This is a genomic window from Bacteroides clarus, from assembly GCF_015555825.1.
Taxonomy (GTDB): Bacteria; Bacteroidota; Bacteroidia; order Bacteroidales; family Bacteroidaceae; genus Bacteroides; species Bacteroides clarus.
Genome location: NZ_JADNLF010000006.1, coordinates 72,390 through 94,610 on the forward strand (window position 1 = coordinate 72,390; position 22,221 = coordinate 94,610).

At 44.7% G+C, this 22,221-nt stretch carries 19 protein-coding genes and 1 pseudogene; 12 read left to right on the forward strand and 8 right to left on the reverse strand.

Annotation, left to right across the window (positions count from 1 at the left end):
• Positions 1-18: 18 nt before the first annotated feature.
• On the forward strand, positions 19-867 hold the full coding sequence (nfo, locus tag I2F54_RS08365; protein ID WP_195500948.1) for a deoxyribonuclease IV: 849 nt from the start codon (positions 19-21) through the stop codon (positions 865-867).
• Here nfo and I2F54_RS08370 read toward each other — a convergent pair.
• The 7 genes and pseudogenes from I2F54_RS08370 to I2F54_RS08400 all read right to left on the reverse strand — a co-directional run bounded on the left by I2F54_RS08370 (position 857) and on the right by I2F54_RS08400 (position 6,739).
• Entirely contained in the window at positions 857-2,155 is a 1,299-nt protein-coding gene (locus I2F54_RS08370) for a rhamnogalacturonidase (RefSeq protein WP_195500949.1), read from the reverse strand. The two genes, nfo and I2F54_RS08370, sit on opposite strands and share 11 nt — an antisense overlap.
• A 108-nt stretch (positions 2,156-2,263) precedes the next feature.
• Positions 2,264-2,656 carry a VOC family protein gene (locus I2F54_RS08375; RefSeq protein WP_195500950.1) on the reverse strand — a complete coding sequence of 131 codons (393 nt, stop codon included), beginning with the start codon at positions 2,654-2,656 and terminating at the stop codon, positions 2,264-2,266.
• Between the two features lie 39 nt (positions 2,657-2,695).
• A complete protein-coding gene (locus I2F54_RS08380) occupies positions 2,696-3,133 on the reverse strand; it encodes a GNAT family N-acetyltransferase (protein WP_195500951.1) in 438 nt (145 codons plus the stop codon).
• Positions 3,134-3,169: 36 nt separating this feature from the next.
• Positions 3,170-4,813: an RluA family pseudouridine synthase gene (locus tag I2F54_RS08385; protein ID WP_195501030.1), complete on the reverse strand. Its 1,644-nt coding sequence runs from the start codon at positions 4,811-4,813 to the stop codon at positions 3,170-3,172.
• 210 nt (positions 4,814-5,023) lie between these two features.
• Positions 5,024-5,704: a hypothetical protein gene (locus tag I2F54_RS08390; RefSeq protein WP_009121323.1), complete on the reverse strand. Its 681-nt coding sequence runs from the start codon at positions 5,702-5,704 to the stop codon at positions 5,024-5,026.
• Between the two features lie 101 nt (positions 5,705-5,805).
• Positions 5,806-5,934 (reverse strand): annotated as a pseudogene (locus I2F54_RS08395) (DUF4357 domain-containing protein); the annotation flags it as partial.
• A gap of 370 nt (positions 5,935-6,304) precedes the next feature.
• Positions 6,305-6,739, reverse strand: coding sequence for a DUF6078 family protein (locus I2F54_RS08400; RefSeq protein ID WP_039950473.1), 435 nt, complete (start codon positions 6,737-6,739; stop codon positions 6,305-6,307).
• Between the two features lie 163 nt (positions 6,740-6,902).
• Here I2F54_RS08400 and I2F54_RS08405 point away from each other — a divergent pair, with 163 nt between their 5' ends.
• The 10 genes from I2F54_RS08405 to I2F54_RS08450 all read left to right on the forward strand — a co-directional run bounded on the left by I2F54_RS08405 (position 6,903) and on the right by I2F54_RS08450 (position 20,877).
• Positions 6,903-7,535, forward strand: coding sequence for an RNA polymerase sigma factor (locus I2F54_RS08405; RefSeq protein WP_087426581.1), 633 nt, complete (start codon positions 6,903-6,905; stop codon positions 7,533-7,535).
• Entirely contained in the window at positions 7,535-8,527 is a 993-nt protein-coding gene (locus I2F54_RS08410; RefSeq protein ID WP_370762169.1) for a FecR family protein, read from the forward strand. The genes I2F54_RS08405 and I2F54_RS08410 overlap by 1 nt, the downstream gene beginning before the upstream one ends.
• Positions 8,528-8,630: 103 nt before the next feature.
• Complete coding sequence (locus tag I2F54_RS08415) at positions 8,631-12,026, forward strand: TonB-dependent receptor (RefSeq protein WP_009121328.1); 3,396 nt, start codon at positions 8,631-8,633, stop codon at positions 12,024-12,026.
• Positions 12,027-12,050: 24 nt separating this feature from the next.
• Complete coding sequence (locus I2F54_RS08420; RefSeq protein WP_009121329.1) at positions 12,051-13,445, forward strand: RagB/SusD family nutrient uptake outer membrane protein; 1,395 nt, start codon at positions 12,051-12,053, stop codon at positions 13,443-13,445.
• 28 nt (positions 13,446-13,473) lie between these two features.
• Positions 13,474-15,480, forward strand: coding sequence for an outer membrane protein assembly factor BamB family protein (locus I2F54_RS08425; RefSeq protein ID WP_195500952.1), 2,007 nt, complete (start codon positions 13,474-13,476; stop codon positions 15,478-15,480).
• A 28-nt stretch (positions 15,481-15,508) separates the two neighbouring features.
• Positions 15,509-16,564: an MBL fold metallo-hydrolase gene (locus tag I2F54_RS08430; protein ID WP_009121331.1), complete on the forward strand. Its 1,056-nt coding sequence runs from the start codon at positions 15,509-15,511 to the stop codon at positions 16,562-16,564.
• The gene (locus I2F54_RS08435) at positions 16,564-17,439 is read left to right on the forward strand and encodes a sugar phosphate isomerase/epimerase family protein (RefSeq protein ID WP_195501031.1); all 876 of its coding nucleotides are present in this window, start codon (positions 16,564-16,566) and stop codon (positions 17,437-17,439) included. The genes I2F54_RS08430 and I2F54_RS08435 overlap by 1 nt, the downstream gene beginning before the upstream one ends.
• A gap of 22 nt (positions 17,440-17,461) precedes the next feature.
• The gene (locus tag I2F54_RS08440) at positions 17,462-18,361 is read left to right on the forward strand and encodes a glycerophosphodiester phosphodiesterase family protein (RefSeq protein ID WP_195500953.1); all 900 of its coding nucleotides are present in this window, start codon (positions 17,462-17,464) and stop codon (positions 18,359-18,361) included.
• A gap of 12 nt (positions 18,362-18,373) precedes the next feature.
• Positions 18,374-19,750 carry an MFS transporter gene (locus I2F54_RS08445; protein ID WP_195500954.1) on the forward strand — a complete coding sequence of 459 codons (1,377 nt, stop codon included), beginning with the start codon at positions 18,374-18,376 and terminating at the stop codon, positions 19,748-19,750.
• An 89-nt stretch (positions 19,751-19,839) separates the two neighbouring features.
• Positions 19,840-20,877: an alcohol dehydrogenase gene (locus I2F54_RS08450; protein ID WP_195500955.1), complete on the forward strand. Its 1,038-nt coding sequence runs from the start codon at positions 19,840-19,842 to the stop codon at positions 20,875-20,877.
• Positions 20,878-20,888: 11 nt separating this feature from the next.
• Here I2F54_RS08450 and I2F54_RS08455 read toward each other — a convergent pair whose 3' ends face one another.
• Positions 20,889-21,701, reverse strand: a complete 813-nt coding sequence (locus I2F54_RS08455; protein ID WP_195500956.1) for a TrmH family RNA methyltransferase — start codon at positions 21,699-21,701, stop codon at positions 20,889-20,891.
• 253 nt (positions 21,702-21,954) lie between these two features.
• Between I2F54_RS08455 and I2F54_RS08460 the strand changes: the two genes are divergently transcribed.
• Positions 21,955-22,095 carry a hypothetical protein gene (locus tag I2F54_RS08460; protein ID WP_195500957.1) on the forward strand — a complete coding sequence of 47 codons (141 nt, stop codon included), beginning with the start codon at positions 21,955-21,957 and terminating at the stop codon, positions 22,093-22,095.
• Positions 22,096-22,221 lie beyond the last annotated feature (126 nt).

Below are 22,221 nucleotides of genomic sequence, written 5' to 3' on the forward strand. Positions count from 1 at the left end.
ATGAATAACAATCGGAATATGAAATTTATAGGCGCGCATGTATCCGCCGGCGGCGGTGTGGAATTCGCTCCCGTCAATGCCCATGAAATAGGGGCGAACGCTTTTGCCCTGTTTACCAAGAACCAGCGCCAGTGGGTGGCGAAACCTCTGACGCGGGAAAGCATTGCTTTATTTAAGGAGAATTGCGGAAAGTATGCTTTGGATGCACGCTATATTCTTCCGCACGACAGTTATCTGATAAATCTGGGACATCCCGAAGAGGAAGGACTGGCGAAAAGCCGTGCGGCTTTTCTGGATGAGATGCAGCGTTGTGAAGAGTTAGGATTGAAGTTGCTGAATTTTCATCCGGGCAGTCACTTGAACAAGATTTCCGTTGAGGCTTGTCTGGATAGGGTGGCCGAATCCATCAATATGACATTGGGCAAGACGCAGGGCGTTACGGCGGTTATTGAGAACACCGCCGGGCAAGGCAGTAATGTCGGCAATGAATTCGGGCACTTGAAGCATATCATCGACCGGGTGGAAGATAAGTCCCGCGTAGGCGTTTGCCTTGATACCTGTCATACCTATACGGCGGGATATGATATTGTAAATGAGTACGATAAGGTGTTTGAGGATTTCGATAAGACCGTCGGTTTCGGCTTTCTTCGCGCTATCCACCTGAATGATTCCAAAAAGGCGTTGGGTACTCGCGTAGACCGCCATGATAGCATCGGGAAAGGACTTATCGGCATAGATTTCTTTGAACGTTTCATGAAAGATGAACGGTTCAACGACATGCCGATTGTGCTTGAAACTCCCGATGAATCACTTTGGGCGGAAGAAATCAATATGTTGCGTGGTTTTGAGGCGAACGTTATTGATTGACCTTAACGTTCTTCCATTCAAAATTAGAGATAATCTCTTTATCGCATTTGGCGTCCTTTGTCTTGATATTCAGATTCTCGAAAGTGAAATCCTTCAATTCGTACTGGTCGGACTTGCTGACGTTGAAGAATATGTCGCAACTCAGGTTGATATTGCGCAAAGTTACGTTGTTGGCACGTGAGAGGGGAATATCCTTACGGCCTTTGAGGTCGAAGAACTGTGTCCACGGTTTGATGAGCAGCATGCTCTTGGCATCGCCTGTGATGTCTTCCACCAGGATGTATTCGTAGTGTTGCGGCGTGTCGGGACGCATCTTCAGCCACAGCAGACGAGTAGCGTTGCTGATTTTGCAACGGCGGAGTATGATGTTGCGGTTGTGTATTGATTCACTGCCGCACGTCAGGCCGCTGTGGCAAAAACCATATGTACAGTCTTCTATGATGATATTGGTATTGCTGCCGTTATTGGCGTCTTTATCCGCCCACGGGCCTTTACCGCCTTTCAGGGCTACGGCATCGTCATTGACGGACATATAGCAGTTCTTAACCAGTACGTTGCTGCATACATCAATATCGATGGCGTCACTGCTCGGCGCTTTTACCGGAGCGGCGGGAGCGAAAATATGGAGATTCAGCAACTTGATGTTATTGCAGCGGTAGATATGCGTAGTCCAGAACGGAGAGTTCATGAGACGTACTCCGGAGATTTGCACATCGTTGCTGTTGGAGATGTAGAGCAGACGGGGACGCAACTCGTCCATGTTGGTGCATTTCGGGATAACCTGCCGGCGCAGCCAGAATGATTTCCAGTATCTATGTCCGTTACCGTTGATTGTGCCTTTGCCGGAGATTGTAAATCCGTTTACTTTGTCGGCATTGACCAGAGCGGCGAAATACTTCAGGCTTTGTCCTTCTATGCGGGTGTTGACAATGGCGAAATTGCTGATGTCGTCACTTCCTTTCAATACGGAACCTTCTTCCATATATAGATGTGTCCGGGGTTTGAAGAAGATTGAACCGCTGAGGAAAGTTCCTTTGGGGACAACAATGACACCGCCGCCGTTTCGGGCTGCCCGGTCTATTACCGCCTGTATCTTTTCTGTTTGGAGGATTGTACTGTCGTTTACTACACCATAATCGGTTATGGTATATTTCTGTCCCAGTGTTTCGATGTTTACGATTTCGTTTTGTCTGAACCAGTCGGGGATAGGCGTACCGTCGGGGAATTTCTCTTGTCCGAACGCTTGCAGACTGATAAATGCTGTAAATAGGAATGCAATGATTTTCATGGTTTCCGATAAATTTAAAATCAACTTATGAATTACGCTGCAAACATAAGAAACTTAGTGCAATGCCGGGCGAAAGGCGTTGATTTAAATTCTGTGTAAAATGACTTTTTAGACTGCCTTGAACACGCATTCCACCCGGTTGTCGTCGGGGTCGAGTACTACACTTTCAAAATATCCGTCTCCCGAGGTACGGGGCTCCCCGGCGATGGTATATCCGGCGCTGCGCAGTTGTTCCGTCAGGTCGAGAACTTCCTCTTTGCTGTTGAGTGCAAAGGCGAAGTGGGTCAGGCCGAGTCTGTTTTCTTCAATGGGAGTATCCCGTACATCGGTACGGCTCATCAACTCCAGGTCGGCTCCGCTGTCGAAACGGATAAAGTAGGATTCAAATCCTTTTTGGGGATTGACGTACTTTTCATTGCCTGTACCTTTGAAGTAACGGATATAAAACTCTTTCATTTCTTCCAGACGAAAAGTCCAGATGGCGATGTGGTGTATTCTCATGGAGTCAATCTGTTTTTGTGTTATGCGATATGGGTTTGTTTACGGCTTCCATTGCAGGTGCAATATGGGAAAAGGATTTCCCGCAGGGTCGGTTTCATCTCTTCCGATAAGCCGGAAGCCCGTGTGCAGGTAGAATCGGTGAGCTGATTCGTTTTGCTCGTTGACGTCTACCTTATATATATGCTTTTCGTGGAGCGCGTATTGTATCAACTGCTTGCCGCAGCCTTTTCCTTGCTCCGCGGGATGTACAAAAAGCATTTCGATGAGCTCATCGCTCAGTCCCATGAAGGCGGCGATTTTTCCTTCCCGGTTCCGGATGATGTAAAGCTCTACGGCTTGAAAGTATCGGTTTCGTACCAATGGCTTATAGAACTGTATGTTCTCTTCCGTCAGGAAATGGTGGGTGCTTCGTACGGAGGCTTCCCATACGGCGAGCAGCTCGTCATAGTCTTGCGGGGTGGGGCGGAGAATAATCATTCTGATATGTATTGTTGTTTATTCCTGAACATTTGATTAAAAGTCTGCTTTTCGGCTGATTCTCACTTGCTTCCCGGTTATGGGATGGGTGAATTCCAGTGTCTCGGCATGCAGATACAGCCGTTCGGCTTTCTTTCCGTAGAGCTCGTCGCCGATAATGGGGCAGTGCAGTCCGAGCGGGTGGGCGGCGTGTACCCGAAGCTGATGTGTGCGTCCGGTACGTGGATAAAAAGCGATGCGGGTGCGGTTATCCCCGCGTTTCAATACCTCAAAGTCTGTTACGGCGGGTTTGCCATATTCGGCATGTACCATTTGCCGGGGGCGGTCAAGCGGATTCGGGCATAGTGGCAGCTCAACCGTTCCCGTATCTTGCGAAACCATTCCTTGAAGCAATGCTATATAGCGCTTTTGGATACTGCGGTTTTTAAATTGCGCCTGCAGGTTTTGGTGAACCTGCTTGGTCTTTGCCACCACCAACAGACCCGATGTCGCCATGTCCAGGCGATGCACAATCAACGGACCGTCCGCGTCAGGATACCGTTCACGTACCACGCTGTAAACGGAAGCCGCATCTTCTTTGCCGGGAACGGACAACATGCCTGCCGGTTTATTAACCACCGCCAACCATTCATCTTCATAGATGATTTCCAATTCTTTCTTGTTGGACTGCAATTCCTTCAGCATCGGATTCTCGTCCACTTCAAGACCTTGCAGCATATGTCTCAAAATCGGTTCGCACTTGCCTTTGCAAGCCGGATAGTAATGTCCGTGATGCCGTATCTCTGTTTTGGGAGACTCTCCCCACCAGAACTCTGCCATTGCAATAGGCTTCCAACCATGCAGATAGGCTTGTTGCAACAGTTTGGGGGCGGCGCATTCACCGGCTCCTGCGGGTGGGGTTTTGTGTACGGTCTGCTCAAAGATGTCGCAAAGCGTCTTGACTTCTCCCCGGTGATTCAGCATTTTGAATTGTCCGAACAGTTTTTGTTGCAGAGCGGCGGAGCGTACCTTCCGTTCGGCTTTCAATGCCTGTATGCCGGCCTCGTGGGTGGAGACGGTTTGTTGTAAAGGGGCGATACGCTCTTTCCAGGCACGTTCCATACGTTTGTATTCCGCTTTCTGAAACTGGCTTTCACGTATCAGAGTGCTTTCTTCTTCGGGAGTGATTCGGCAATCGGGAGATAAGGCGGCCTGCCGTCTCCGTTCTTCCCGCCTCTCTTTGGCGGCTTTCATTTGCAGCCTGGCTTCTTCCAAAGACGCTCGGGCGACTTGTTGCAAGGCGGTCAGTTGCTCAATCCGCCGTCTGTATGCTTCATCCTCTTCCAACTGTCTGATACGTACGTTGATTTGTGAGATTTGCTCTTCTTCTGTTTTGAAGAATCCTTGCGGTTGCAACAGGTCGTACACGGGCGGTACAAAGAAAGGATGCACGTTTTTGCCTGCCAGGATGCCCGAGAAAGCCGCGAGATATCCTATTTCGCCTTTGTCCGTTTCCACCACCAATACGCCGAACATTTTGCCTTGTGCCAACTCTTCTTTCCATCGGTCTTGTCGGCCAAGATAGTCCTGTACCTCTTTCACCGCCGCGATGCAGAGCGGATGCGGAGTGTAGCAAAAGGGGTAAGTAAACTTTTCCGGCAGCGGAATGTCTGTTACGGACGTATGGAAGGGATGCAGCATAACTTCTTCCGAATCGGTCACAACATCATCTTCGGCTTGTTGCGGCAGAGGGCGCGGGTGTACAGATTTCTTTTTCTTTCCGTATTTACGTTCTCTTTCCCAGGCGGCCTTGCGTGCCAGGTATCGTTCGTATTGATTTTCCAGATAGTTGTCGGCCATAATCTGTTGTTTATAGGTTGTTCGGTTCGTATGGAAACTCCGGTAACTCTTTTACCGCCTGGTGGACAGTGAGAATTCCTGCCAGTCGTATTGTTGCCCGTTTCCGTCGGCTACGGCCACGCGTATGGTGATATCGCCCGTCTTTATCCGGTCTCCTGCGCTGATGTTGGCGGTATACTTCACGCCGTTGCGCGGAGCTATCTGTTCCACCATGACGGGCGGAGAAATATAGATGCGCTTCATGCCTGTAATTTCCGTCACCATAGGGACTACATTATATATTGTCTGATTCCCCTCGTTCATGATTTCAAAAATCACTTTGCTGCTTTCGCCGGAAGTGATTATATGGTCGCGGTCATCGTCGATGAAACGTATGTTTCGTATTCTCAGATTGTCGAAAACGGAGGGAGCGGGATAGGCTTCGGGCTTCGGTTTGCAGGTTTCCGTTCTTTCTATCCGATAGCTGTATTCTTCCTGTTTCGGGGCGGAGACGGCATTCCCAATGGCTGCTCCGGCAATGGTTCCGATAATTGTGCCGATGGCCGAGCCCCGATAACCGCCTCGCCAGCCGCCGTTATTGTCACCTATCAGACCGCCGATGGCACCACCGACATTTCCGCCGATGGCTGCACCCGCAAATATTGCGCCGGGGTCGCCCGACGCCATTTGGCTTGTGCCGCAACCGCTGCACACAGCGACTAACGCCAGAAATCCAACGAAACACTTCTTCATATCATTCAATTTTGTTTTATGATATACAAAGGTAGGGAAAGTATTGGAAGGTTATTCTGTTTTCTTACTTTTTACTTTTTTATTCAGTATCTTTATAATATCTACTCTAATTGCTTTCTGTAAACAGCGTCCAATGTGTTTCCGTCTTTGTCTTTCCAAACGCGCCACCCGTTATTGCAGCTGCCGGTGCAGAAGTCGGCAGCGGTACTCGGACTTGAAAAGGTGATGTCATGCTCGCTGTTATCGCGTATTCGTATCGCAAAGATAGAAAAAGAATTTTTATCCTTGTCATTTCAGTTCCTTATATGCTTCTTTTTTGTCCTGTTTCGTGTGTTGTTTCCCGTTTGCGTAGGGTGAACGGACGGCGTTGATATGGCCGACTGTTTGTTTGGATGCGCGAAACAAACTGTTTCCCTATGGAGAACACTTTGTTCGGTACGTTGGAACACTTTGTTTCAACGCATGGAACATTTCGTTTTATCGTATGGAAACAAAATGTTTTTATACGATAGAACAAAGTGTTCACCGTTGTGAACTAATCTGTTAGCTTACTTGTCGGATAAAATAGGATCGCGTATTCCCCGGCATTCCTGCGGTACTCTACCAGCTATATTCCTCGCTGTAAGAATCGAAGGCCGGTTCTCCCTGGATGTTATACTGACGGAATATGCTGCGAATATATGCTTGGTCGTCGGGAGAGAGGTAAGACTCTTCCCGGTAGAAGCGGTAGTATTTTCCGCGACCGAAGTGGGCGATGAGCCGGTTTTTCAGCGTATGCAGATATTTGTACGGAACATCATCGAGCAAATGGCTGATGCCCCACGCCACATGTGCCTTTTGTGCCGACTGGAAGTAAGGACATTTGCTGCTGTCTGCCGGTATGCACAGTGGGTTGATGACGCGGATGGACGGATATTCGGGCGTGTCGCGGACAGCGGCAAGGCGGTGCAGGCAGGTTTCGGCTTTTGCGCATTGGGCGTTGAAGCAACGTGAGAAACTATAAGGTGCCAATGGCTTTTCTGATTGATGTTTCATATTTACAGGTATAATGATATAGCAGACAAAGGTAAGGCCTTTTTTCCCGGGAAGGAAAGGAAACAAATGAAAAGTTTTCTGCTATTTTTTATCCTTTTCTATTCTACTCAATCTATAAATACCTATATTTGGCCTGTTTTTGTAACCTTAGAGCAACTGTAGGATGTCTTTGTTTATACCACTAACACCGGATATGGATGATGAAACACTTTTCGCGCGGGTAGAGCGGGGAGACGTGGAGGCGTTTACCGTGGTCTATAAAAAGTATCATAAGCTGCTTTATGTACTGGCTTATCGCTACCTGATGAACAAGACCATGGCAGAGGATGCGGTGCAGCATGTCTTTACCCGTTTCTGGGAGTTCCGTTCGGAACTTCGCGTAGGTGTCAGTCTGAAGAACTATCTGGTGACGATGACGAAGAACCATATTCTTAATGTAATCCGCAATGAGAATACTGCCGTCGCAAAGAATTATGAGATAGCGCAAAGCACGCCCGAATATGAAGATACGCTGGTAGAGAATCTGGAGAAGAAGGAACTGATGTCATTGTTTTATCAAGCGCTGGACAAACTGCCGTCTCAGAAACGTGAAATCTGTATGATGAAAGTGCGTGATGAACTTACCAATCAGGAAATAGCGGAGCGCATGCATTTGTCGGTCAATACCATCAAGACCCATTATTCGGAAGCGTTGAAGTTGTTGCGCGCGCATCTGCATAAATTGCTAATATTTGTTACATACCTCACCCTGCTGAAGCATTTAAGTGTCTTTTTTATACTATGGATAATAAGATGATGAATAAACCCACCGAAGAACAGATACAGGAAGTACTTGCCGGAACATCTACTCCTGAAACAGCCCGTCTTGTCGCGCAATGGTTCGCTACGGATGAAGGAACGGCCTATTTGTCCCGAAGCATGGATTGTGAGGTGGAACAGGTGAAGCTTGGTTATGAAGAACTTTATGTGAACCATGAAATAGCGTCTGATGAATTGTTTGCCCGTATTCGCAGGAATATCCGCCGGAAGCGTATCCGCAGGATAGCTTTCCGTGCGGCTGCGGTATTGATTCCGTTTATTGTGCTGGCAGGCCTGTTTGTACAGTTGGACAAGCGGGTGGATTTGTTTGGCGGTTCCGGTTACGAAGAAATCTATGTGGCAAAGGGTGAGCGCCTGCAAATGATGTTTCAGGATGGCACACGCGTATATATCAATTCCGATTCCCGCTTGAAGTACCCCAGGAAGTTCGCGCTTTCCAGCCGCGAAGTCTATCTGGAAGGTGAAGCTTATTTTGTGGTATCTAAAAATCCGGACCGCCCTTTCATCGTTAATCTGAACGGACCTGCCATTCATGTACTGGGAACTTCGTTCGATGTCAATGCCTATCCGGATAATAAAGATATTACCGTATGTCTGGATGAAGGGCGTATCGACCTTACGCTCCCCTCGGACAAGAAATATCCGGTGCAGCCCGGTGAACGGCTGGTGTACAACCGGGAGGACGACCGCTGTACCATTTCACGAAACAGTGACACCCGCTTTTCTTCTTTGTGGAAAACAAATGTAATCGCTTTCAGGGATGCTCCTTTGGCGGAAGTTATCAAGGTGCTGCATCGCTGGTATAATGTTGATTTTAAAGTGGAGAACCAGGACGCTTGGAATGTTTATTTCACGCTGACTTCCGAAAATACACTTCTTGAAAAAGTATTGCGTGATTTGGAGAAGATCGCCCCCTTATACTTTCGGTATGATGAGGCTGAAAAAGAGGTAATTGTCACTACAAAATAAAATTCAGCAAAAAAAAGAGATTTTCTCTCACCCGTTCCGGACTCTTGTGTGTCTACTTAGTATAAAGAGAATTTTATACTATTGCTAATCTAAAATTAAAGTTATGAAACACAAGATTCTGCTTGTACTGCTTTTTAGCTCTATGGCTTGTATTACGGCCACTGCTCAAAAGGTTTCAATGGATTTCCGGCAGGTGAAACTGGCGAAAGTCTTTGATGCCATTACTCAACAGACCGGACTGACGGTTGCATACAGCCGTCCTACGGTCAATCCCGATAAACTCGTAACTGTCCGGGCGGATAAAGAAGAACTGTCTGATGTACTGAACAGATTGCTGTCCGGCATGAACGTTGCTTATGAGATAAGCGGGAAGAAAGTCTATCTGAAAGCGAAAAACAGTTCGGAAGCTGCAGGGCAGGGTGGAAAGATGAAAAGGATTTCCGGTATCATCGTTGACGAAAAAGGCGAACCGGTAATTGGTGCGAGCATTGCCGTGAAAGGCACTTCTTTGGGAACGATTACGAATGTTGACGGAGAATATACATTGGCTGGCGTTCCCGAGAAAGCGGAAGTTGTCATCTCGTTTATAGGCTACAAGACACGGACTTTTTCGGCAGGGGACAAAGCGCTTGCCAATATAATTCTGAAAGAGGACAGTGAATTGTTGGAGGAAGTAGTGGTTGTGGGATATGGCGTGCAGAAGAAGAGCGACGTATCTACTTCCATATCTTCTGTGAAGGCGGAGGATATTGCCAAAACATCCGCTTCGGATTTTCGTCAGGCGTTGGCGGGAAAGATGCCGGGAGTGCAGGTAACTACTCCAAGCGGTGATCCGGAAGGCAATGTCAGTATCCGCGTGCGTGGTATCAGCACTGTCAATGCCGGTAGCGATCCGCTTTACATCATTGACGGTGTACCGGTAGAACGTGGCTTCGCCAATCTTAATAATAATGATATAGAGTCGGTGGAAGTGTTGAAGGATGCTTCGTCGGCAGCTATTTATGGCAGCCGCGGTTCCAATGGTGTTATTATTATTACTACCAAACAGGGGCAGACGGAAAAAGTGAAGATACAGTATGACGGTTATTATGGCATACAGAATGTATCGAAGAAACTGGATATGATGAATGCCTACCAGTTTGCGGAGTTTGCCAAGGACGGTCATGACAACGCCTATCTGGATGCCAATCCGGGAGTTTCGCCCGACGACCCGAACGGCATGCGTCCCAACTCGTGGGAACGTATTCCCACCGAACTGTTCCCTTACCTGAATGGCGACCGCGGATTGACGGACACCGATTGGCAGGATGCCATTTTTCGGACTGCCGGTACACAGAGCCATAATATCTCTGTTTCGGGGCGTGGGAAAACGGTCGGCTATTTTGTTTCGGCCAATTATTACGATAAAGAAGGTGTCGTTATCAATTCCGATTTTAAGAAATACAGTATGCGTATGAATCTTGACGGCCAGTACAAAAGATTCAAGTTCGGGGTTAATTTCTCTCCGTCCTACTCGACTTCCAACCGTGTGGACGCATCAGGTTCAGGCGGTGTTGTACAGTCTGCGTTGATGATGCCGCCTGTATGGCCTGTATATAATGCGGACGGAAGTTATAATTATCAGGGAAACGGTTATTGGAGAATCGGGAACGACTATCAACACAATGCCATATTGAACCCCGTCGCGATGGCCAATTTGCAATCCGATGTTGTAGACCGCATGGCCATTGTAGGAAAAGTGTTTGCTGAAATAGAGTTTTTTAAAGGGCTGACTTATAATATTTCTTTCGGTGGCGATTATTACGGCTCGCATAATGATACGTACCGTTCCTCGGAATTACCGTTGCTGGGACAGAAGTATTATGATACCAAATCCAATCCTGTTGCTTACAGTTCTTCCGGATTTTATTTTAATTGGTTGATAGAGAATAAGATAAATTATAATACTACTATCAATGAAGACCATTCTTTAAATGTAGTGTTGGTTCAGTCTGCGCAGAAAGAAACCTATAAAGGAGATAATGTAACGGCCACAGACTTTCCGAATGATTATATCCAGACCATCTCGGGCGGTACGGTGACGAAAGGTAACTCCGATAAGACGCAATGGACCATAGCCTCTTATCTGGCACGCGCTCAGTATAGCTATAAAGGTAAATATATGGCTTCTGCCGCCATACGTGCCGATGGTTCTTCACGTTTCGGAAAGAATAACCGTTGGGGGTACTTCCCGTCAGCTTCGGCAGCATGGAGAGTCAGCGGTGAGGATTTCTTCCAAAACACTCAGGCGCTTTCTTTTATAGATGATTTAAAGATAAGGGCAAGTTACGGTGTTACCGGTAATTTTCAAATAGGCAACTATGACCATCTGTCGCTTATGGCAATCGATAATTATATACTTGGAACAAACAGCGGCCAGCTCATTTATGGCTATAAGCCCAATACGATTAAAAATGAGGATTTGAGCTGGGAAAAGAATGCGATGATTAATGCCGGTATTGATATACAGATGTTTAAGGGGCTGCTGGGAGTTACGGTAGATTATTACAATACGAACACTTCCAATATGCTTCTGAATGTTCCTGTTCCTCATCTGACAGGTTATAGTACTGCGTTGATGAATATCGGTAAAGTGAATAACAGAGGATGGGAGATAGCTTTGACTTCTCAGAAGAATTTTACGAAAGATTTCGGATATTCGTTCAATGCCAATTATGCGACCAATACGAATGAGGTGAAGGCTCTTGGTCCCGGCAACGCTCCTATTATCTCTACCGGCAGCGTAGACCATGCTTATTATATCACTAAAGTGGGTGAGCCTATCGGCAGTTACTATCTGCTGGTGCAAGACGGTATCTTTTCCAATGAAGAAGAGCTGAAGAAGTATCCTCATTTCAGCAATACTCAGCCGGGTGATTTCCGTTTTGTAGATGTAGACGGTGACGGCGTGATGGATTTGGATAAAGACCGTACGATTGTAGGTAATTATATGCCTGACTTTACTTATGGTTTCGGTGGTAAAGTATGGTATAAAGGGATAGACTTGGATTTTAACTTCCAGGGTGTTTATGGAAATGAGATATTGAACCTGAACAGAAGATATATTGATAACATGGAAGGTAACGTCAATGGAACGACGATTGCTCTGGGGCGTTGGAAGAATGCTGATAATCCGGGTAACGGTCAGGTGAATCGTGCCAATCGTAAGTCAAAAGGCTACAACGGCAGAACTTCAACCTGGCATTTGGAGGACGGTTCTTACCTGAGATTGCAAAATGTGACTTTAGGATATACTTTGCCTCAAAGCTTGACTCGCCACTTCTTTGTCGAGAAGCTGAGAGTGTATGTGTCGGGACAAAATCTTTGGACATCTACCGATTACAGCGGATATAATCCGGAAGTTAATGCACGTCCCGGAAACTCACTCTCTCCGGGTGAAGATTATGGAACGTATCCACTGGCCAGAACGTTTTTATTCGGCCTGAATATAACTCTTTAATTATCCCTTTAATAGATATGAAATATGAAAAAATATAAACTTCTTCTAATAGCATCAGCCGCTTTTCTGTCGGTGTCCTGTACTGATAATTTTTTCGATTTGGAACCGAGCAGTAGTGTACCTACGGATAAGATATATAAGACGGCCGAGGATTTTAATGTAGCGGTTATAGGTTGTTATTCAAAGTTGCAGACGCAGGTAAGCTATTTTACCGAGTGCTGTGAATATCGGAGTGATAATCTGTATTTGAGCGCTCCCACTACCGGAACGCAAGACCGGTATGATATAGACCAGTTTTCCGATAAACCGTCGAATGGTATCTTGCAGGATGCATGGGCTAATTTTAATAATGGTGTGTACCGTTGTAATCTGGTGCTGGATAAAATAGATGGAGCGGATTTCGATGAAGCGTTGAAAAAGCAGTATAAAGCTGAAGCCTTGTTTATCCGTGCCCTGACGTATTTTAATATGTACCGTTTATGGGGAGGAGTACCTATGACTGATAAAGTCGTAACCGTTTCTGAAGCGCTGGCGATCGGACGCAGTTCGGAACAACAGGTTTATGATTTTCTGACAGGTGATTTGAAGCAGATAATAGAAAATAATATGTTGCCTCAGTCGTACACAGGTACCGAAGTAGGGCGTATAACTTCGGGAGCTGCCAAAGCGCTGTTGGGTAAGGTGTATCTAACTTTCCATAAGTGGGAGGAAGCAAGGGATGTTCTGTCTCAGATTATAGGTAAATATAGTTTGATGTCTTCTCCGGACAAAGTATTCGATGTGGATAATGAAATGAATAATGAGGTCATTTTTGCAGTTCGTTTCAATAAGGATATAGAGGGTGAGGGGCATGGCTATTGGTTCTCCATAACCAATCTGAGCGATGATACCAACCAGACGGAAGCATTGAAAAAGTGTTATTCGGACGCTGATGATAAACGTAAGGAATTGATAGAATATACACAAGTGGAAAGCAAGGTCTTTGTGTTGAAAAAATTCAAGGATGTCAAGAGCGCCACTTATAATACGGTGGGTAATGACCAGATTGTTTTGCGCTATGCCGATGTACTGCTTATGTATGCCGAGGCTCTAAACGAAATAGAGTATAGCAACTCGCAGACCTCTGTTGCCATGAATGCTTTGAATGCGGTTCATACACGTTCATGCAGTTCTGCCATACAGATCGCAGAGCTTCCTGATAAGGATAGTTTCCGCAAGGCGATTATGTTGGAGCGTCAGCGCGAGTTCCCCTACGAAGGACATCGATGGTTTGACCTTGTACGAATGGGGGGCGCTAAAGAGGCTATGAAAGCGGAAGGACATGAAATTCAAGATTACCAATTCCTGTATCCTATTCCCAAAACGGAACTGGAACGTATCAATAATGAGAAACTTCTATGGCAAAATCCCGGATATTGATTCCTTGTTAAACTTAAAGAAACAGACAATGAAAAAAGTAATATATAGTTTATTTTTTGTCTTTGCGGCAGTTTTTACTGCATGTGAAGAAGAGCTGCCGAAGGCTAATTTTGATTTGTATGAATTGAAATCTTTAGAGGCAAGTGCCGGAGATATGAATGTAACTCTGACCTGGGAAGACTATGAAAACGCTCACCCATCCGAATATCTGGTTATCTGGACTACCGGAGCCGCTGAGGATGATGGCGGACAGATGACAGTAGAAGCTGACAAGAAAAGTGTAGTTGTAGAGAATTTGGTGAATGACATGACTTATGGTTTTTCCGTACAACCTCGTTATGCAGGTGGGCTGGCCGGTAAAACGTCTGTAAATTGTACTCCCAAGAATGCACGTTATCCTGTTACGGACTTAACGGCTACTGCTGGTAATGAGCGGGTGCGGTTGAGTTGGACAAAACCTAATAGTGAACGTTTTACGAACTATCAGATAACTGTGAGCCCGAGTGGTAAGGTAATAACATTGGATGATACTTCATTGGAGTCTTATATCATTGAAGGATTGACTAATGATATGGAATATACTTTTAGTATGGTAGCTTCTTATCCTACGGGAAACTCTGAACCTGTTGAGGTTTCGGCTACTCCGGGAAAGGTTTCTCCTATTTTGGTTGATCAGTCTGAAAAGACGGAACTGACACTTTGGGAGCCTGTGACATTTACATTGAATGACATGTTTTTTATGGGAGGTGATGTACAGTCTGTAAATTGGGATTTTGGTGATGGAACGACATCTGTGGAACTAAGTCCAAAGCATGCGTATGGAGCTATTGATGAGTATGTCGTTTCCGTGACAGTGACTTACACGAACGGTACTGTTGATACAGGAAGCCTGAAAGTTATAATAGTAGATTATAAATGGAATTCGGTAGACTTGAAATTTGCAAATTATAATGGTGATGTAAAAGCGTCTAATCCGGTATTTTCATTAGATGGTAAAACAATGTATATCCCAACTACTGTGAAAGATTTGTCCGGACATCTATTTGCCATCGATGTTGCCAGTGGAGTTATTAAATGGGTATTTGCAATTGGTTATTCCAATAATAAAGGTGGTGGTGGCGCATTGGTTGGAGATGATGGGATTATCTATCAATGTGTAGGCAACAATTCTAAAGATAATGTATATGCCATTAAACCTGATGGTACTAAACTTTGGTCTGTAAAATTAGATGCCGGAATTGATGCTTTTCCTGCATTATCAATAGATGGGAGTAAACTTTATTGTCTCACTAATAAGGCTACATTATATGCTCTTAATGCAGCAAATGGAGAGATAGAATGGGCCGAGGAATTAGATAAAAGCGGGATAGGAAGTGCAGTTGCTGTCGATAAAGCTGGGAATATTTATGCGGGTACCAATGCGAAAATTTACTCTTATACTTCGGAGGGAGAAAAGCGTTGGGAAACATCAGAAGAAACGAAAGTTACGGAAACTGGTGCGTTTGCTTTGAATGGAAAACATTTGTATGCAGCATTGAAAAGTAAAGGTGGATTGATATCGATCAATATGGATACAGGAGTAAGAGAATGGAGTTGTCCTGTTTCTACCGATGATAGTTACTTTCCTGTAGTGGACAAAGATGGGGTTATATATTTTACAGAAAAAAAATCTGCTAATGTATATGCAGTAGATCCGACTAATGGAAATAAAAAATGGACGAAGGGATTAACAACAACTTATAATTTAATTTATAATGGCCTTGCTTTAAGTGATGATGGTGTACTTTATATGGGAACTCAAAAAGGATTTGCAGTATTTGGATTGAATACTATTGATGGAGAAGTCAATAGTATGATACCTAATGTTGGACAAGTCATGGCAGGTGTTACGATTGGGCCGGATAAACGTCTTTATTGTGGTACTATCAAAGGAAACATCGGATCTATTAAGGCTTTGGCTATTGATAAGGTCTTTGAAGCATCCTCCTGGAGTATGCGTGGCGGCGACCTGCAAGGTACCAACCGTCAGAAGTAAATATGAATTTTAAAGATATAGAAAGTTTATGGACAATATAAGAAAAATAAAATATTTCCTTACCTGCTTATTGGCGGTAGGGCTCATGAGTTGCAGTAATGATAATGATGACATAACGACAGGATATGAAGGAATTCTTGATGACCTCTCGGAAGAAGTCAATGTTACAGTACAAGAATTGTGGAGCACGTCTCCACTTACTCTTGACGCAAAACGAACCGGAGCTTTAACTAAAATACAAGGATATGCAGATAATTGTTTAAGTGATTACTTTTCAACTTTTCTGAGCGGATATGATCAGACTAGTGAAAATATGGAGAAAGCAGACCCTATATTAATATATTATCGTAGTGCATTTGATCGTGTTTTGGAGGATATTAAAAATTCTTCAGTAGAAGAAGGCACCGTTGAATTGTGGCAACTGTACAATATGGGATATGTGATAAAAACGTCATCGGGTTGTTTCGCCATAGATATTTCTCATCGTTGGGCAAAAGAGTTGGCTCCTTATATTGATTTTTTATGTGTGACTCATAATCATGCCGATCATTATAATAAGGAACTGATTCAAGCGATGTTTGACCTTGGCAAACCGGTTCTTTCGAACTATCTGCAAGATGAGTCGTATGAATATACCTCTAAAACTCCGACGGATTATACAATCGGTAACTTTGCTATTCACACCAGCATAACCGATCATAATAATTCCGGTTTATCCAATTTCGTAACAGTCTTTTATATAGATTGTGGTGAAGACACCGGTAACTTTACTTTGATACATACGGGGGATTCAAATTTTAAACCGGAACAATTTACTAATATTGCATCTCATGTGAATGTCCTGATTCCACGTTATGCACCGAATGCCTTGACCGAAAATAATATTATTGGTACAGGTTTGGGACAGACGCTTCCTGATTATGTATTATTGTCTCATATACTGGAACTTGCCCATGCAGATACCGATTCGTCCAGATGGTCTGTTGAAATGGCTTTGGAACGTGCCTCAAAGATAAACTGTGAACAGACGTATGTGCCTATGTGGGGCGAAAAACTGGTTTGGAAGAACGGAAAATTGAACTAATGAGAAAGTATATACTTATGACAGTGTTGTCTACATTCTCATTCATTTGCCATGCGCAACAGTATGAGGTGGGGACAACCACTGCCATTTGGAAAAATCCGGTGGCAGCAGACTTCAAGAAAGCAAAAGAACAGGGTGTTCATTATGTAGAAGTAGCTTTTAATCAGTGTTATCGGGGTGTTCCGGCGGAAGAAGTAATACCTCGTATTAAAATGATGAAGAGTAAAATTGATAGCGCAGGTATGCAGGTGTGGTCCGTTCACTTACCTTTTTCACGGGTATTGGATATTTCGGTTTTGGATGATTCGCTCCGTGAAGAGAATGTTCGTTTTATGGCACGGATGATAGAACAATGCAGGCATTTTAAACCTGCACGATTAGTTTTACATCCCAGTTCAGAACCGATAGCGGATAGTATTCGTGCACAACGTATAAAAAATGCACGGCATTCTATTATTTATCTTAAACCATATGCCGACCGTATAGGAGCACAGTTGTGTATTGAAAACTTGCCACGTACTTGTTTAGGAAATACGCCTGAAGAATTGTTAAAACTCATTCATGATATTCCCGGTGTAAAAGTATGTTTTGATACAAATCATTATACGAAGGGGTCCACAAGGCATTTTATGGAGGTATTAGGTCAATATGTAGGAACAATTCATGCTTCGGATTTTGATTTGGTGAATGAGTGTCATTGGCTTCCTACTCAAGGGAAAATAGATTGGCAAAACTTTATGAGAGATTTGCGGAGTAACGGATATCAAGGAGTGTTTATGTATGAGGCAATGAAAGATTGTGATTATAACAAAATACGCCCTGTTCCATCCCGTATTCGTGAAACTTTTGAAAAGATAATAAGCGGTGTACAGTAAACTTATTAAAAAGAAACATATTATGAAAAGATTATATTGGTTTTTCTTATTGTTTGTTTTCACCCAGTTATGTTGGGGACAGAACAAAGCTGATGAAATTAGAAATACTTTTTTGAATGACAATCTATCTCAACTTTTAGTTGTTGCTCATCGTGGGGATTGGCGTAATGCTCCTGAAAACTCTTTGCAAGGAATTCTGAACTGCATTGATATGGGAGTGGATATGGTAGAAATTGATTTGAAAAAAACAAAGGATGGGCATCTTGTCTTGATGCATGATAAGCTGATTAATCGTACCATGAACGGGAAAGGGCGTCCTGAGGATTATACATTGGCAGAATTACAAATGTTGAGACTGAAGAACGGTGCCGGTTGTAAAACTCGTCATCAGATTCCTACCTTTGAAGAGGTGATGACATTGTGCAAAGGTAAGATAATGGTGAACGTGGACAAGGGTTATGATTATTTTAAAGATGCTTACGCCATCCTTGAAAAAACAGGTACGGTGGACCAGTGCGTCGTGAAAGCCGGTTTGCCTTACGAACAGGTCAAGGCGGAGAATGGCGATGTACTGAATAAAATGCTTTTCATGCCTGTGGTGAATTTACATAAGGCGGATGCGGAAGCCGTTATTGACAGCTATCTTACTCACATGAACCCTAAAGCCTTTGAGCTGGTGTTTAATAATGATGGTCCCGAAGTACAGCGGTTGATAAAGAAAGTGCGTGATAGTGGTGCAAAAATCTTTATCAACAGCCTCTGGCCCGAACTCTGTGGCGGACATGATGATGACCGTGCCGTGGAACTGTGTCAACCGGATGAGAGCTGGGGATGGATAATCGGTCAGGGAGCCCGCCTGATTCAGACTGACCGTCCCGCCCTGTTACTGGAATATCTAAGAGGCAGGAAACTGCATGAATAAAGATTGAGTGTTATGTTTAAGTCTATTATTGATTTTTACAGGGTATCGCAAGCGAAACCCTGTAACGGCGGAGCTTTGTCCTCCAACTCGCTTTCTAGTGATTTCCGGCCTGAGGATAGACGGCGCTTGAAGCGTTTGCAATGGTCTACTTTTCTTGCCGCCACATTGGGTTATGGCATATATTACGTTTGCCGTCTGAGCCTTAACGTCGTGAAGAAACCGATAGTGGATGAAGGTGTCTTTTCGGAAACCGAACTGGGTATCATTGGCGCCGTCCTGTTCTTTACCTATGCTGTCGGTAAGTTTACGAACGGTTTCCTTGCGGACCGTAGCAATATCAACCGCTTCATGTCAACCGGTCTGCTGGTGACCGCATTGGTGAACCTTTGTTTGGGCTTTGTACATTCTTTCATCCTGTTTGCCGTACTTTGGGGTATCAGCGGTTGGTTTCAGTCTATGGGAGCTGCTTCCTGTGTGGTCGGTCTGTCCCGCTGGTTTACCGACAAGGAGCGTGGCTCCTTCTATGGCTTCTGGAGTGCCAGCCATAATATCGGTGAGGCAATGACCTTTATCATCGTCGCTTCCATTGTCAGCGCACTCGGATGGCGTTACGGTTTTCTCGGTGCCGGCCTTGTGGGGCTGATTGGCGCTTTGATTGTCTGGCGTTTCTTTCATGACACTCCCCAGAGCAAGGGTCTTCCGGCTGTCAATGCTCCTGCGGCTAAAAAGGCGGTGGATTCTGTGGAAACGGACGAGTTCAACCGTGCCCAGAAGTCTGTTTTGAGAAATCCTGCCATCTGGATACTTGCTTTCAGCAGTGCTTTCATGTATATCAGCCGCTATGCGGTTAACAGCTGGGGTGTTTTCTATCTTCAGGCTGAGAAAGGTTATTCCACATTGGATGCGAGCTTTATCATTTCCATCAGTTCGGTGTGCGGCATTGTGGGGACGATGTTTTCCGGAGTTATCTCTGACCGTTTTTTCTGCGGGCGTCGTAATATTCCGGCCTTGATTTTCGGATTGATGAATGTTTTTTCCCTTTGTCTTTTCCTGCTTGTTCCGGGAGTGCATTTCTGGTTGGATGCCTTGTCTATGATTCTTTTCGGTCTGGGTATCGGTGTGCTGATTTGCTTTCTGGGTGGCTTGATGGCCGTGGATATTGCTCCCCGTAACGCTTCCGGTGCGGCTTTGGGTGTAGTGGGTATTGCGAGTTATATCGGTGCCGGTTTGCAGGATGTGATGAGTGGTGTCTTGATTGAAGGTAATAAGCGGTTTGTTAATGGTGTGGAGGTCTATGATTTTACCTATATCAATTGGTTCTGGATAGGTGCGGCATTGCTGTCCGTGTTATTGGCGTTGCTGGTGTGGAATGCAAGCAATAAAGAGTAGTGTTTTTTGTGTTATCGTTCTTTTATTATGTGCGTTATGATTATATTCGCAAAAAAAAAATTAGGAACTGATAATAAAGGAGGGATGCTATGCTTGCATATACATATATCGAACATGGAAGATTCGGGCTGTTGGACAAACCAACACCCGATTTGAGAGATTCGCGCGACGCTATTGTTCGTGTAACACTTGGCAGTATCTGTACCAGTGATTTGCATATTAAACATGGTAGCGTGCCGCGTGCTGTCCCCGGAATAACGGTCGGGCACGAAATGGTGGGTGTTGTTGAACAGGTTGGGAGCAGTGTAATTTCGGTCAAACCGGGTGACAGGGTTACTGTAAATGTTGAGACTTTTTGCGGCGAATGCTTTTTCTGTCAACACGGATATGTGAATAACTGTACGGATGTGAATGGTGGTTGGGCATTAGGATGCCGTATTGATGGCGGACAGGCGGAGTATGTCAGAGTCCCTTATGCCGATCAGGGATTGAACCGTATTCCTGATTCGGTGAGTGATGAGCAGGCGCTTTTTGTAGGCGATGTGCTTGCAACTGGTTTTTGGGCGACTCGTATCTCGGAGATTTCTGAAGATGATACTGTACTTATTATAGGGGCGGGACCTACCGGAATATGCACTTTGCTTTGTGTGATGTTGAAGAAACCGAAACGCATTATTGTTTGTGAAAAGTCTTCTGAAAGGATTCGGTTTATTCGTGAGCATTATCCTGATGTGCTGGTGACAATACCGGAGAATTGTAGAGATTTTGTGCTTCGAAACAGTGAGCATGGCGGTGCTGATGTTGTGTTGGAAGTGGCTGGGGTTGAAGATACTTTCCGTATGGCATGGGAATGTGCCCGTCCTAATGCGGTCGTCACTGTAGTAGCCCTTTATGACAAACCTCAGCTCCTTCCCTTACCGGATATGTATGGTAAGAATCTGACTATCAAAACAGGTGGGGTTAACGGATGCGACTGCGCCGAAATACTCCGTTTGATTGAGGAAGGAAAGATAGATACTACGCCGCTTATTACACATCGGTTTCCTTTGGGGAAGATTGAAGAGGCATATCATATTTTCGAAAATAGATTGGAAGGGGTGATTAAGATTGCGATAGAAGGAAAATGAGAATTATACTATTACTTGTTGGAATCCGGTGCACGGAGTTGCCAAAAAGCTACGGCAGCGGCTGCTGCCACATTGAGTGAGTCGACATCATGTGACATGGGGATGCGTACTACATAGTCGGCTTCGGCAATCGTTTCGTATGATAGTCCGTCTCCTTCAGTTCCCATTATAATAGCTAATTTAGGTTCGGTTGCCAAAAGAGGGTTATCGATGGAGATGGAATGATCTGTTAGTGCCATAGCTGCTGTACGGAATCCTAAATCATGAAGTTTGCTAAAGGTGGTATCCAGCCAAGTCCATGGTACCAGAAAGACTGACCCCATAGATACTCTTACTGCACGACGGTTGAGCGGATCACAGGAAGTAGGGGTGAGCAATACAGCATCTATGCCAAGAGCAGCAGCAGAACGGAAAATGGCTCCGATATTGGTTGCATCAACTACGCCGTCTATTACCACGATGCGGCGGGCTTCCCGACATATTTCTTCGATGCTATGTGGTTTAGGGCGACGCATAGCGCAAAGAACACCACGGGTCAGAGTGTATCCGGTCAAGGTAGCAAGCAATTCTCTTTTACCTGTATAGACCGGAATATTTCCACAACGTTCAATGATAGTTGCAACATCACCTGTGATATGCTTTCGCTCACATAAGAGAGCTAAAGGTTCATAGCCTGCATTGATAGCCACAGAAATAACTTTAGGACTTTCTGTGATAAAAATACCTTTGGATGGTTCGATACGATTGCGTAACTGTGCTTCGGTGAGAGTACTGAAGATTTCTACTCCTGGGTAGGATAGTGATGATATTTCGATGATGGGCATATTGCTATTTATTGATGGTGTTATATGTTTTGGAAACTTTTACGCTAGGTTTTTATTATTTTCCGATGCAACATATTTACATCACTGACTATCAGTGACTATTCATTTTAATCGGTACAACCTCTGTTTTTGCAAGTACACAGAATGTGGGGACAAATGCAAACCGTTGTATTTCACAGTTTTGCATATACGTGTTGTACCGCCTCTTTTCAGCCCTTTTGTGGAATATTCGCTATCAGATTCAACGCGTTGAATGATAGGGAATTTCCGCATGGATGTTACAGAACGCTTGCTGAATGCAAAGGTAGTGGTTTTCTTGGAATTTCTGTGGTTTGTGATGGGATTTTTTGCGCTCCGATTATTTTGGGGACTCGATTCGTTGGAAAAAGTGTAGCGAAACTGAATTATTCGCTTGGAAAAGTGTTTGTGTGCCATAAATGGTACACTTTTATTTGGAGGAAACCATTATATCCTATCGGGTATAATCCTGCATCGAACATCAATATTATACCTGAAATGG